This is a genomic window from Priestia sp. YIM B13552, assembly GCF_042787775.1.
GTDB lineage: Bacteria > Bacillota > Bacilli > Bacillales > Bacillaceae_H > Priestia > Priestia megaterium_E.
In genome coordinates, this window is the sequence record NZ_JBHZOU010000002.1 from 1 (window position 1) to 13425 (window position 13425).

General features: G+C 34.8%; 16 protein-coding genes. 7 read left to right on the forward strand and 9 right to left on the reverse strand.

Annotated elements, in window-relative coordinates:
* Positions 1–311, forward strand: a 311-nt coding sequence (locus tag ACFX40_RS05950) for a DJ-1/PfpI family protein (protein WP_377254466.1), incomplete at its 5' end; no start/stop codon positions are given.
* Positions 312–573: 262 nt separating this feature from the next.
* Here ACFX40_RS05950 and ACFX40_RS05955 read toward each other — a convergent pair.
* Positions 574–1143, reverse strand: a complete 570-nt coding sequence (locus ACFX40_RS05955) for a GNAT family N-acetyltransferase (protein WP_377254469.1) — start codon at positions 1141–1143, stop codon at positions 574–576.
* Between the two features lie 105 nt (positions 1144–1248).
* On the reverse strand, positions 1249–2130 hold the full coding sequence (locus ACFX40_RS05960) for an ABC transporter six-transmembrane domain-containing protein (RefSeq protein ID WP_377254471.1): 882 nt from the start codon (positions 2128–2130) through the stop codon (positions 1249–1251).
* Between the two features lie 192 nt (positions 2131–2322).
* Here ACFX40_RS05960 and ACFX40_RS05965 point away from each other — a divergent pair, with 192 nt between their 5' ends.
* Positions 2323–3144 (forward strand): MerR family transcriptional regulator, encoded by an 822-nt coding sequence (locus ACFX40_RS05965; RefSeq protein WP_377254474.1) that lies wholly within the window; start codon positions 2323–2325, stop codon positions 3142–3144.
* Between the two features lie 227 nt (positions 3145–3371).
* Here ACFX40_RS05965 and ACFX40_RS05970 read toward each other — a convergent pair whose 3' ends face one another.
* On the reverse strand, positions 3372–3785 hold the full coding sequence (locus tag ACFX40_RS05970; protein ID WP_377254477.1) for a DUF6892 domain-containing protein: 414 nt from the start codon (positions 3783–3785) through the stop codon (positions 3372–3374).
* A gap of 226 nt (positions 3786–4011) precedes the next feature.
* Between ACFX40_RS05970 and ACFX40_RS05975 the strand changes: the two genes are divergently transcribed.
* Genes ACFX40_RS05975 through ACFX40_RS05985 form a run of 3 tightly spaced genes read left to right on the forward strand, consistent with a single transcriptional unit; the run spans position 4012 to position 5723 of the window.
* Positions 4012–4449, forward strand: coding sequence for a MarR family winged helix-turn-helix transcriptional regulator (locus tag ACFX40_RS05975; RefSeq protein ID WP_014458900.1), 438 nt, complete (start codon positions 4012–4014; stop codon positions 4447–4449).
* A 49-nt stretch (positions 4450–4498) separates the two neighbouring features.
* On the forward strand, positions 4499–5146 hold the full coding sequence (locus ACFX40_RS05980; protein ID WP_028414818.1) for an SDR family NAD(P)-dependent oxidoreductase: 648 nt from the start codon (positions 4499–4501) through the stop codon (positions 5144–5146).
* A gap of 49 nt (positions 5147–5195) precedes the next feature.
* Complete coding sequence (locus ACFX40_RS05985; protein WP_034267293.1) at positions 5196–5723, forward strand: NAD(P)H-dependent oxidoreductase; 528 nt, start codon at positions 5196–5198, stop codon at positions 5721–5723.
* A gap of 154 nt (positions 5724–5877) precedes the next feature.
* Here the strand turns inward: ACFX40_RS05985 and ACFX40_RS05990 are convergent, their stop codons facing one another.
* Positions 5878–6354, reverse strand: a complete 477-nt coding sequence (locus tag ACFX40_RS05990; RefSeq protein WP_098626308.1) for a PTS sugar transporter subunit IIA — start codon at positions 6352–6354, stop codon at positions 5878–5880.
* 23 nt (positions 6355–6377) lie between these two features.
* On the reverse strand, positions 6378–7787 hold the full coding sequence (locus tag ACFX40_RS05995; protein WP_220462343.1) for a PTS transporter subunit EIIC: 1410 nt from the start codon (positions 7785–7787) through the stop codon (positions 6378–6380).
* Between the two features lie 31 nt (positions 7788–7818).
* Between ACFX40_RS05995 and ACFX40_RS06000 the strand changes: the two genes are divergently transcribed.
* On the forward strand, positions 7819–8706 hold the full coding sequence (locus ACFX40_RS06000; protein WP_033580092.1) for a MurR/RpiR family transcriptional regulator: 888 nt from the start codon (positions 7819–7821) through the stop codon (positions 8704–8706).
* 40 nt (positions 8707–8746) lie between these two features.
* Here the strand turns inward: ACFX40_RS06000 and ACFX40_RS06005 are convergent, their stop codons facing one another.
* The gene (locus ACFX40_RS06005; protein ID WP_034267302.1) at positions 8747–10156 is read right to left on the reverse strand and encodes a glycoside hydrolase family 1 protein; all 1410 of its coding nucleotides are present in this window, start codon (positions 10154–10156) and stop codon (positions 8747–8749) included.
* A 294-nt stretch (positions 10157–10450) separates the two neighbouring features.
* Between ACFX40_RS06005 and ACFX40_RS06010 the strand changes: the two genes are divergently transcribed.
* Entirely contained in the window at positions 10451–10588 is a 138-nt protein-coding gene (locus tag ACFX40_RS06010) for a hypothetical protein (protein WP_182030138.1), read from the forward strand.
* 90 nt (positions 10589–10678) lie between these two features.
* Here the strand turns inward: ACFX40_RS06010 and ACFX40_RS06015 are convergent, their stop codons facing one another.
* From ACFX40_RS06015 to ACFX40_RS06025, 3 genes are all read right to left on the reverse strand, one after another.
* Positions 10679–10966: a 3-isopropylmalate dehydrogenase gene (locus ACFX40_RS06015; RefSeq protein WP_377254482.1), complete on the reverse strand. Its 288-nt coding sequence runs from the start codon at positions 10964–10966 to the stop codon at positions 10679–10681.
* Between the two features lie 131 nt (positions 10967–11097).
* Positions 11098–12261, reverse strand: a complete 1164-nt coding sequence (locus tag ACFX40_RS06020) for a DUF418 domain-containing protein (protein WP_377254485.1) — start codon at positions 12259–12261, stop codon at positions 11098–11100.
* Positions 12262–12711: 450 nt separating this feature from the next.
* Positions 12712–12924 carry a hypothetical protein gene (locus ACFX40_RS06025; RefSeq protein WP_377254488.1) on the reverse strand — a complete coding sequence of 71 codons (213 nt, stop codon included), beginning with the start codon at positions 12922–12924 and terminating at the stop codon, positions 12712–12714.
* Positions 12925–13425 lie beyond the last annotated feature (501 nt).

Sequence of the window (13425 nt, forward strand, 5' to 3'; positions counted from 1 at the left end):
TAGCTGCAATTTGTGGTGCTACTGATGCCCTTGCAAATAGTGGATACTTAGATTCTAGAAAGCATACGCTTAATAACCTAGAATATACAAAAATGGTCTGTCCTAATTATAAAGGAGAGAAGTTGTATGAGATTGGACCTGTAGTATCCGATAATAACATGATTACTGCTTCAGGAATAGCACCTCTAGAATTCGCGAGGGACGTATTAAAAAAATTAGATGTATTCGCATCAAATACATTAGATTCATGGTATAGCTTAAATAAAACTCAGAAGTCTGAATACTTTTTTCAGTTAATGAGCTCAATATAGATTCCTAATTATATACAAGGTGGATTACAATAATTTTCTTTTTTATTTTTGTATACGTAAAAATAGATAAAAAAATGGTTAAAAACAGCTTTTGTCTACCCTCCTTAAACCCCAGATAATCAAAATATCTGGGGTTTTTTATTATAAAGGTTTTAATGTTTACATTAGATAACGACAAATACATAGCTTTTCTACAAATTGCCTATATCTTAGATTACTAAATATTAATGGATTTAATAATAATTCTGTTTATCTAGATGAATTAAGGAGATACTTTTTCCTCAGGTTCATTAAAAGAAGTATTTTTTATCCACTCTTTTTTCAATAATGCATACTGAAGAGTATTTTCATACTTAGGTGTTCCATATTCGTATTTAGTAAACGAAATAAACTCAACAAAACGTCCTTCTTTACGCATTCCTAATTTTTCACATAGTTTTTGTGATTTGTAGTTATCCTCCTCAACGTATGCATAGACTCTTCTTGCGCCCTTTTGAGTAAACAGATACCCAAGGAACTCCTTCACACTCTCGCTTGCGTACCCTTTCCCCTCATATTGAGCATTAAAGTGCCAACCAATGGAATAAGTATCTGGATCTTCCTTTAAGTAAAATATTTCTCCTATTAGATAATCACTGCCTTTTAAGCAGACTGCAACAAAAGAGTCATCTTTTTTTCTTTTTTGAGCTTTTAAAGCAGCTTCCTCTATTGTGTGAACTTTGTCTTCAAGAAAGCAGTTTACCCTTGGATTAGCCAAGTATTCCAAAAGAGCTTGAGAGTCTGCTTTAGAAAAGTTTCTCAATAGTAATCGATCAGTTTCAATCTTTTTCATTAAAAATCCTCCTAATCTATATTTATGGGCTTATTTCCCTGAAAAGACAACAACAATAATTTAGAGGATAACATAACAATAATGGTTGGCTAAGCTTTTGTGGTTTTAGCTGTTAACGTCTTCAGCAACGCGTTCACCAATATCAAGTACACGCGAAATATTTTGCACAATTTCAGGAAGACCAACTACTGCCTCTTGAAACATCCAAATATAAGCTAGAACTGCATAAATAGCACCAGGCGTAGTACCCTGAATACCTGTAAGTCTAAGTAGTGTAGCTAGGGTTAAGAGAATGACGACAATCTCCATCATCCCCCATGTTTTAGCCTCAGCGTTAGAAATAGCAACACGCCACAAACGTAATCGTGCAAAATGTTTTTGCACAATGGTAAGTGGACGATGAACGACTATATCTGCCTCTTCTTCAATCCGGTTGTTAAGTGCGTGATTCAAACGATAAGAACGTCGACCGAACCAATAGTTTATGATTAGTATTGGAATTAGTGCCAATAAACTTAAGAACCCAATAAACTGGTCATAAAGAAATAACATGATAATAGCGCCTAAAAATCGAATAACCGTTGTTACAACTGCTGGCAGCTCCATCTGAAAGAAATCTACTACCTCTCGAGACAATGAGACACGTCCTACAATTCGAGTTCCTTTTACTCCATCAGCACGCTGGCGCTCCACCATTTCTGCGGCAACATTAGAATAAATTCCAACGAATACTTTGGTATCGTAAACGTGTCTGAACAAGCCAACCCCTAGGTGAAGGATCCATAGTAGAGCAAGTGGTATAAGGCTAGCCGGATTCCCTTTAAGCAACCCATCGATTGCAAAACCAATTGTTGCAGCGTAAAGAAGATCGCAAACATTTTCAACAAGAGTGAGCATATAGGTAAGGCTAATTCCTTTACGATTTTTTGACCATATACCTTGAAGGAGTTGACCTACGGAGGATTTTTTCTTTTTTATCATTTGCATCTTATCTACTCTTTCTTTTCTTTAATTAAACAAACTTTAATTCTATTCATTGCTTTATCTTCAAATTCATCATCAATTTGCCTTTTCACTTACTTTAATGAAATAAAGGACTCGTCATTGCTGTTTATATCTCCTTTCCAGTACAATGAACATCATAAAGTATATGGTTACCGTATAGTCAAGGAGGATTTTATGAGTGAAGAGTTGGAAAAGTACTTTACTACTGGTGAATTCGCGAATCTCTGTCGTGTAAAAAAGCAAACTCTGTTTCATTATGACGAGATAGGGTTACTTTCACCTCAAATAAAAAGAGAGAATGGATATAGGTACTATTCGTATGAACAATTTGAAGTCTTTCAAGTGATTGCCTTATTTAAAGAATTTGGTGTTCCATTAAAAGAGATAAAAGTTCTTTTAAAAGATAAAAAACCAATAAATATGATTACCCTTTTAAAGGAAAAATCTTTTGAAATTGAAGAAAAAATTAAGAGCCTTAATCATTTACAAGCAATTATTCAAACGCGTTTACAGTTAGCAGAACATGCTTTAAAAACTGATTTTTCTTCTATTTCATTGCAATATTTAGATGAAGAAACCTTTATGATTAGTGAAAATATTTTAGAAGAAGCCGGACAAAAATATACTACAGTTATTCCGGAGCTCATTCATTATACTCAACTTCATAAATTAGATCGAGGATATCCAATTGGAGCAATGCTTGCGAGAGAACAAATTCAAAAAAAAGAGTTTTACAATTACGAACATTTGTATATCAAAATCCCAGAAGAGATAGAAAAAATTCATTGTCATACACGTCCCCAGGGACTATATGTTGTTGGGTATCAAAAAGGTGCCGAAACCGAACATGCTTACGATCGAATTATTCAATTCGTTAGAGAAAAAGGGTTAAAAATAGGGAAGTATGCATATGAGGAATACGTGATTGATGAGGTAATGGCGGATGGAATAGAGAATTCAATTACAAGAATTCAACTTCAAATTCAAAGCCAATAACGTTTTTTAGTTTGTATTGCAAAGAGGTATTGTATTTACTAAACATATGTGGCGTATACAGACTAAAAACAGAAAACCCAACCATTGAGCTCTAAAGGTTGGGTTTTCTGTTTTTGTAAACGGAGTATAGGAGAATTGCTTATTGATTTTTCTAGATGGCAATAATGAGGAAACGTTATTCTTCATAAAGACGGATTGCTTCTTTTAGCACAATAACGTCTTTCTCATTAATCCTCAATCTCAATTCCAGCTTGCTTAAATGGTTCTAATACTTGTGGATCACACATTGAAATATAGTCCACTGTTTTTAAATTCGTTAAGTTCTGAAATCCTTCAACAGACCGTACATCAAATAAACTGTCTTCACCGTCCCAATCTGGCTTTAGGATATGATAAATTTCATTACCTCCATCAAAGCAAAGGCATTCAACCTTTTCCAAATCACTCTTTTCCAGAGTTAACTCTTCTAAATAATCTTTGATCTCAACAATTGGGCCAGCACCAGAATACCATTCAAAATTATTGGTATACTTATCTTTTAAATCGGTTAATTCTTCTAGAAATAATGGCTCTTGATCTAATAAAGCTTCATTGACCACTAGTTTAAAATTAAAATCTTTAAACATTCCACTTTTCCCCATTTTGCTACCTCCGATTTTATCTCTGTATTAGGCTTGCAATCGCCCCTGCGCTATTCGTATTATAACAATCACCTATAAACAAAACCTGGGTTTTCACGTATATTTTTCGTTTTTATTATTTTCTCGTTGACGGCACAACTGAACCAAACATTCAACCACAACTTAGTTGACTTTACTTTTATTACGTGTTAATTTGTATATGCAAATGAAGAAAAGGAATGATTACATGAATAATGAAGAAGAACAAATATTAATACACTGTCTTTACTTTACAGCTAGCCGATTTGCTCGTAACATTACAAAATTAGCTGAAAAAACATTTGATTTTGGTGACGTCGCTCCTTCCTATCTTTACATGATTATGATTGTAAAGTTTCATCCGGATATCACACAGAAAGAACTGTGCCACAAGTTATCGATTGCCCCTTCTACAAGTACGAGGTTTATTGATAAACTTGAAAAATTAAAGCTTGTCGTCAAAAAAATGGATGGAAAGCAGACGAGGATCTCGTTAACGGATGAAGGAGAAAAAGTGTATCATCAGTTTCGCGTTTCTTTAAAAGAATTGTTTACTAATTACTCAGAAATATTAGGAGATGAATTTAGTAAAGATTTAAGTAAAATGCTGCATGAAGCGAGCAATAAGTTAGAGAAAGAATCGTAATTTTTTTACCCCTTCATTTGCATATACAAATATAATAGGAGGATTCAATATGTCTGAAAAACTATTACTAATTGTTGGTTCTGGTCCAGGGATTAGCTTAAATACAGCAAGAAAATTTGGAAAAGAAGGATTTAAAGTGGCTATGATTTCCCGTAGTATGGACTCCTTACAGAGATATGAAGATGAGCTTAAAAACGACGGAATTATAGCAAAAGGATTTCCAGGTGATGTCTCTTCTGAAGAATCTTTAAGAAAAGCCATCGATAAAGTAATTAAAACCTATGGAAAAGTTGATGTTCTTTTATACAATGCTGCTTCAGGAAGACCTGGCAAACCAACAACATTGAGCGCTGATCAATTAGTAGAAGATTTTAAAATCAGTGTAGCTGGAGCTCTTACTGCTGTTAAAGAAACAGTTCCCCATATGCAAAACGGAGCCATTTTGTTAACAGGCGGCGGATTAGCTCTTCATCCATATGCTGACTATTCTTCATTAGCGATTGGAAAAGCAGGCATTCGTAATTTAGCATATAGCTTGAATCAAGAACTTGCTTCAAAAGGAATTTACGTTGGAACATTGACTATTAAGGGTTTTGTTGAAGAAGGAACTTACGTCTCACCTGCAAATATTGCTGAGACCTTCTATCACATGTTTGAAAACCGAAAAGACGTAGAGGTCACTTTTGAAGAAAAGTAAAAATTTTTAACACATCATTTGTATATACAAATATAAAAGGAGTTTATTTATGAAAAAAACATTAGTTATTGTTGCACATCCCAATTTAACCACTTCAACTATTAACAAAACATGGAAAGATCGCTTGAGTCAAGAGAGCGACATTACTGTTCATGATTTATATGCCACATATCCAAACGGTACTATTGATGTTGCTTACGAACAACAATTGCTGCTTGAACACGAACGGATTGTGTTTCAATTCCCGCTCTACTGGTACAGCAGTCCTTCTTTATTAAAGGAGTGGCAGGATGTTGTTCTTAGTTATGGTTGGGCATACGGATCTGAAGGCACAAAATTGCATGGAAAAGAGTTTATGTTAGCCATTTCAACAGGCGGACCTGAAGCAGCCTATCAAGCTGGTGGATCTAACCTTTTCAGCATGAGTGAACTAACCAAACCGTTTCAAGCAACAGCAAACTTGACCGGTATGCGATTTTTGCCCTCTTTCATAAAACAAGGAGCACGTATCTTAACGAACGAACAAGTCCATGAAAGTGCTGAAGAGTTGTTGCATCACCTCAAAATTACCTTTTAAGCGCGGACAATCTTTGTACAAAACATCTGATATATTCTCACAAAAATTGTAGCGCAAATAAAAAAAGACTAACGCGAAGGCGCTTAGTCTTTTTTGTTACCTCTTTTCACTATTCTACATGCAGACACCATTATCTTCTATGTTTGCCGAACAATCAAATCGTACCAATAACATCTTGACTACTAACTCTCTCCCTTTTAGTCAGCGTTAATTCTCTTGAATCATCAAGTTCTGGAAAAACCACATACACTTCTGTTCCCTTACCCTTGTCTTTTATATAATCAAAGTCAGCAGTACCGAGTAAGTCACCTGGTTTCACATAGTCTCCCTCTTTAGCACTGAGTTCAAAAGGGATGCCCTCTAGCTGTACTGTGTCGGTACCAATATGAACCAAAATGCTGATTCCACTGTCAGTTTTCATTGTAAAGGCATGTTTAGTTGGAAAAATAGAATCGATTACTCCTTCGATAGGTGCATATATTTCTTTGGCATGAGGTAACGCATAGAACCCGTCTCCCATTATTTTTTGTTTAAAAACGGGGTCTGAAGCAGTTTCTAAATGATGAATAATCCCTTCTACAGGTGAATATATCTCGGTAACTTTCTCTTTCTTTTTGAAAATATTAAACATTATTCTCCCATCCTTTTACATAATTATCGAAGTAATTCTTCGTCAAATCCAATAATGATCGTTATGATACAAGCTGAGACAATTGAGACGATAATAGCGGTTACAATTGCCATGATAGTTTGTTGGAAAATTGGAATTGCTAGTATAGTAGAATAGCCGTATACATATGCTGTTGCACCCATTAGTCCTGCTACAATCCCCCCTAAAGCACTGCCAGCCATTACACCATACATGGGCTTTTTTAATCTTAAATTCACTCCATAAAGCGCTGGTTCAGTAACGCCAGCTAAAATACACCCCACCGCCAAACTATAGCATTCTGCTTTTAAAGCCTTGTCTTTCGTACGTAAAGCTACCCCTAAACAAGCTCCGCCTTCAGCCATGTTATGCAGCAGATATGCTGGTTTGAATAATCCGTCATATCCAGGGTTTGTAATAGCTTGTACCATAAATGGTGTGACGGCATGATGCATACCTGTCATTACTAGCCAAGGCATACATGCTGCTAAAATACCCACAGCAAAAGGTCCAATATTTACTGATGACCATAAGAAAATATGAACAACATAGCTACCAACTATATCACCTAGTGGCCCTAGTACTGTAATTCCAAGGATATATGCAGCTGTAATAGTCAGCATTCCAACAAATACTGGACGAATGATACCAGGAATTACTTTCACTAAAAATTTCTCGCAATAATAAGCAAATATACTAATTAATAATGCTGGAAGCAGCGTGCTATTATACTTTACGAGTGTCACTGGGATATTTAAAAGTGATAAACTTGTCCCTTCCGTAACAGCAGTCATAAAAGTAGGATAAACAAGTGCTGCTGCAACAGTCATACTATATAAAGGCGTACCTCCTAGTTTTTTACTAGCACCATAAGCGACAAAAATAGGCATAAAGTAAAATGGTACATCCGCTAACATATTTAGCATCGAATACGTAGAAGAGCTCTCGAATGCTGGAAATACAAGTGTAGCTAATAAAAGAAATACCTTTAGCATACCTCCAGCAACAAGACCAGGAATCATTGGTGTAACTGCAGCCGATACAAAAGCAAGAACTTTATATAAAAATTTACCGATCGTCTTCTTACCAGTTTCCGTACTCTTCGTCGTATGACTACTTTGACTAGCTTCTTGCGTTTCATTTGTGCTAGCACTGCTATTTGCTGATTGAGATTCAAATGTTTTAGAAACGCTTTCATAAATAGGTATCATATTTTGACCAAGCACAATTTGCAGTTCGTCTTCTGGGAAAACCACTCCTAAAACTGGCTTTATAGCTTGTATTTGTTCTTGATTTACTTTAGACTTATCCTTAATAAAGATTCGTAATCGAGTAGAACAATGAGTGACGCTGGAAATGTTCTCTATACCGCCACTTTCTTCTATTATTTTTTTGGCAATCTCTCTATGGTTCATTGTTGTTCCTACTTTCTATTAGGTGATAAATATGATTTTTGATAATTTAAAACAAACAAATAATCTTACGAGTACAGAGAATGTTATTGCATCATTTATTTTAGAATATCCAAGAATAGTAGTTAACATTTCATTAGAAGAACTTAGTGAAGAATGTCACGTCTCTCAGGCCTCAATCATTCGTCTTTGTAAGAAATTAGGTGTAAAAGGTTTTTCTGATTTTAAGATTAAACTTGCTTCTGAATTGACATCATTTGCACTTGATGGACAAATGCCGTCTGTTGATTTACCAATCCCAGAGGAAGCTACAACAGAAGAAATTGCTAATACGTTCTATCGCCTGTCACTTCAAGCCTTAGAATATGAGTACAAAGCACTGAACATTTCTGATATTAAAATGGCTGCGCAATTGATTAATAAAGCAGACATCACTTATATTTATGGACGCGGAGAATCATTAATCATTGCAGAAGACTTACACTATAAAATGATTCGGTTAGGACTTCTATCCGTTCTTGAGCCATTAAATGGATTTCAGGAAGCTCAAAGTTTTCGAGATGATAATCCTACAAATATTAAAAAAGCAGCAGTGGTAATTTCCCAGTATTCTAATAGTCATCAAATGCATTACATTATCGATGAACTAGTAACAAACAACATTCCATTTATTTTATTGACTGCTTCTAAAAACGCTTGGCCATATGAAAAATTAGCTCATGTGACGTTGCGTATTCATTCGACAGAAAGCAGATATAAAATGGGATCGTTTACATCGAGAAATGCGATGCTCTACGTCCTTGACTGCGTCTTCGGTGAATTATTTAGCCTTAACTATAAGAAAAATAGTAATAATTTATCTACTTTTGCCAAAAGAAAAACAGAAAGAGATTACTTTTACAAAAACAATAATCTTGAATAGAAAGCAGAAGGCACTGAGCGTGCTTTCTGCTTTGTGCTTTCTAGATATTGTTTCCATTATTTTTTATTAAGTTTGCATACCAATCAAATGAAGCTTTCTTTCTTCGCTCCATGGTGCCGTTCCCTTCGTTGTCACGATCAACGTAAATGAAACCATACCTTTTTTTCATTTCAGCCGTCCCAGCACTGATAATGTCAATGGGTCCCCAATAAGTATAGCCCATAATTTCTACCCCATCTTGTAAAGCTTCTTTCATGGCTTTCACATGATCCCTCACGTATTCAATACGATAAAAATCGTTAATTTCACCATTCTCATCTATTTCATCGATTTGACCTAGTCCATTCTCCACAAGAAAAAGTGGAAGCTGATATCGATCATAAAGTTCGTTAAGTGTATATCTTAACCCTAGAGGATCAATTTGCCACCCCCAAGGAGTAGTACCAATATACGGATTTGGCGTTCCTTGATCTCCTCCTGTATCACCATAGAATGGCTGGCCATACTCATGAGTTGAAGTTCTGTAGTAGCTTAAAGCAAGGAAATCGCTCGTATAACATTTAATAATTTCTTCATCTCCCGGCTGCATGTTTACTTCTACGCCTTCTTCTTCCCAAATTCTTGAAGTGTAGCTTGGATACTCCCCTCTGATCATTACATCTCCAAACATCAGTGACCTTCTGCGTAACTCCATTGTTTCAAATACATCTTCTGGCTTACATGTATGCGGGTAAACATTGCTCAGTGAAAGCATGCAGCCAATTTTACCATCAGGAATAATCGTTCTAAACTTTTTAATAGCCAAGCTGTTCGCTACAAACATGTTATGGCTAGCCTGATAGACTACTTGCTGTCTGTTTTCACCTTCTTCAAAAAAGATACCGCCAGCTCCGCCAGGCATTCTTCTCATATTATTAATCTCATTAAAAGTAAGCCAATATTTTACTTTGTCCTTGTATCTTTCAAACACTGTTTCACAATAATTTAAAAAGAAAGTAATTAACTTTCTGTTTCTCCAGCTCCCGTACTTTTCAACAAGGTGTAAAGGCGTTTCATAATGACTTAACGTAATTAAGGGTTTCATGCCTCTTTTAATCATTTCATCAAATAAATCATCGTAAAACTTTAGTCCAGCTTCATTTGGCTCTACATCATCTCCATTTGGAAAAATTCTGGACCAATTAATAGACGTGCGAAACACATTAAAATTCATTTCTTCCATCAAGGCTAAATCTTCTTTATACCGGTGATAAAAATCTATCGCTTCATGGTTTGGATAAAATTTATTCTCGTCAATTACTTTATCATGAGCATGCTTAATCCCATTTGCGAATCCAGATGATATATCTAAACCTTTTCCGTCTTCCAAATAAGCTCCTTCTGCTTGATTGGCTGCGATTGCACCGCCCCACATAAAATCTTTAGGAAATTCTTTTAATGACTGTTTCATAGTATTCTCCTTTTTTATTGATTTTGTATGTATACCATATTATGAAAACGCATACTCCACAATATATCTGAAAGATTCAGAAAGAAAGTAGCAGAGATTTTTATAAAAACAGAAAAATCCTGATAGTCATCTTGCAAAATCTACAATTGAAATACCTCATTGGGTTCTGGTGCAGAGATTGAAGCTACAAGCAAAATAAATTAAATTCAGGACTAGGTATTTCTATATCGTAAGTGTAATGATGAAAGGTTTATTAAATGGGATACGGTTAAAGGAGATCCTAATGAAGACATATTGGATGAATCTATAACAGATAATTATGAGGTTTTATCTGATTTAATGGCTATGGACACCAGAGATAAATTTGGTGAAGAATATGATGTTTGGGAAGTTAATGAAAAGGATTTTAAAGAAAAAGGAAAGCTTATCTGACTATTTACATCAAATAGGTTTTTTTATTTCTACAATGGTGATTATGGTAACTACAAACTTACAAAGTATAAGTCTTACTAAGCAAATTTTTTATTTATTGTTATATTGTTTTATAACTGTGACTATAACTGCTATTAACAGAACAATTGCGCTGTTCATAAGTAAATAAGATCCAACTTGTAAACCATAAAATATGGCAAACGCGTCTCTAATGATCAACAGTGCTAATGTACCGCCTATTGCCCCAAATAAAGCCGCCAGTATCAATATTGTAAAAGCAGCAGCGTATAAACTTTTCTTTTTTTTGTAGGATATAAATCCAACGATATTTGAAATGATAATAAAGAATCCGATAAGTATTAAGAAAAAGTTAGCCATTTTCTTTAATTCTCCTCTACGGACTATTAATTGGTTAAAATTATCAATATCTAATATAACTTTAACATAACATTCTATGTGAAAGTTTTGCTTCTTATAACATGTTTTATATTCATCAAAAAGAAGCTGACTTACAATTTAAGATCTTTCTTTATATTTTTCTTTATACCTAAACTGGCTAAGCGTTTACGCGCTGATTCCATAGGACCCATTTTAAAATAACGAAGCCACAAAGCAGCAAATAACATTTGAAACAAGCAGATTAGTATCCAAACAAAAATGACGAAGAATGAACGAGGATGTCCACCCAACCCAAAGCCCCATCCATAAAATAAAATTGAGCTTAAAACATTCTGTAACACATAGCAACTTAAAGACATCTTACCTACTTTTTCTAAAACGCTCCATAATGAAAAGTCCTGAAATTTTTCAATTAGGAAACTAATGGCTCCCATGTATCCAAGCGATAAAATAGGGGCAAATACATACCTCACTGGAAAATCAAAGTATCCTCCAGGAACAAATAATAATAGGTTCAGAGGTAGCCCAACTAAAAGTCCCGCCTTCATCATCCTCTTTCTGATATTAATACCATTGGAATTATTGTCAAAAGCCCCTGTTCTCACTAGTAAAACACCAATTAAAAACATGCATATATTAAATGGAATGACGAAAATTGCTTCTGTGCGCAGCTCCCAAAAATGAAAAAGTCGATACTGCATTTGGTTCATCCACGATCCATGTTGATAAAGGTTCACCACTTCTTTTGGGACAGCAACTAGCTCATCTCCTATTGAGTTAGTTAGCACACCTAAGAACACAAGTACTATAAAGAAAAGATGAATCGCTGCTGCACTAATCATTGTTATTCGTATCATCGTCTTCCGCATTTTCACGATAAACGATACGACAATGGCAGTCACTGCATAAGACATTAAAATGTCGTACTCTAAGACAAAAATAAAGTGCAAAAGCCCTTCTGTTAATAAGATTAAAGACAGCCATATGTACCTTCCCGGCCAAGTCTGATTTAATCGTTTTGATTGCTGATATTTCAGTTCTAAACCAACACCAAACATAATAGCTAAGAGGCCGAGTAATTTCCCGTTAATTAAGGATAGAAAAAGAATTCTTAAAAAATCATCTCCTGATAACCACCATTTGTTATGGGTAAAAGTAAATATATAATTTATATCTCCCAGATAGGCAAACAGCCAAATGTTCGTTCCTAGTGTTCCCAGAATCGCTAATCCTCTTAATATATCTAAAGAGCGAATTCGTTCTTTATTCTTCACTTCTCATCTCTCCATCCGTTACATTTACTCTAATAACGTTCCTAAAAAGGATTGTTTATTTTTGTTACTCTCCTTCTTGGTATGTCATAGTTCAACTATATTAGATTACGTTGCGTCACCTTCAACCCTTATTTTTAAATATTTTAAATAAATGAATGAATTATTTTTAGTGAGATAAAGAAAGCGTGGATACGTTTTGAGAAGTGCAAAGACTGCCCGCTTTGGAAACAGGTTTAGCCAAAATCCAAAAGGTATACTGGCGTCTGCAGAGTACTAATTACAAAAAAAGAAACCCTAGTATTTTCAAGGTTTCTTTTTTTAAAATATTCCACTCTAAGCGACAATTGAAGATGAATTAAAATGCTGTTACCGCGATATAGCAGTTTCCGGCGTTTTGTAATTCATACAGTAAATAACGTCGTCAAATACGCACTTTTTAAAATCTGATACCTAGCTTTGTTTCTCAGAATCATTTATTTCTCTTTCAATAAGAGCCACTGAAAGCTCAAATGCTTGTATCCGTCTTTTAGCTAAGGTGATTTGAGATTTATATCTACCAGCATTTTCTTTAGCTTCAAACGTTTTTACTGTCTGTCTGAGTTTATGTAAAGTTGAATCGATTTGACGCTTTGCTTCAACTAATTCAGCTACATCAAATTTCATTTAAGTCTCTCCTTTTTATAATTGTTGTTGGCAGCCTTCTCATATGAAAAAGCTGGTGCCTCATCTCGGTATAAAGCATATCATCAAGACCTATTCCTTGCTGCTCTACCTCTTATTAAATGACCATACATAAGAGTGAACAAATGCTAGAGTTTAACCCTCCCATTTATCTCCATCCGTAATCCACTTATCATTTTGCAAATCATAGCATGTATCATAATCATGAAAACTAAAATAGGTAGATAACGTACTACTCTTTCTGTCTGCCTTATTCCGAAACTCTTCAAACCATTCTACAATGGCTTTTGTTTCACCTTCCTATATTTCCCGTGCGGAAGTTTTATAGAACGCCCAAAATCCATCTTCTTTGTCAACAGGTATACTATACATTTCAATCTCGTCAAACAAGTCGTAGATATCTGAAAAAATACTGCTATTTTCCCCTTTTCAATTTATATTGTTATTATATAAATTGAAATTTTCTTTTCTATTACTTAAATC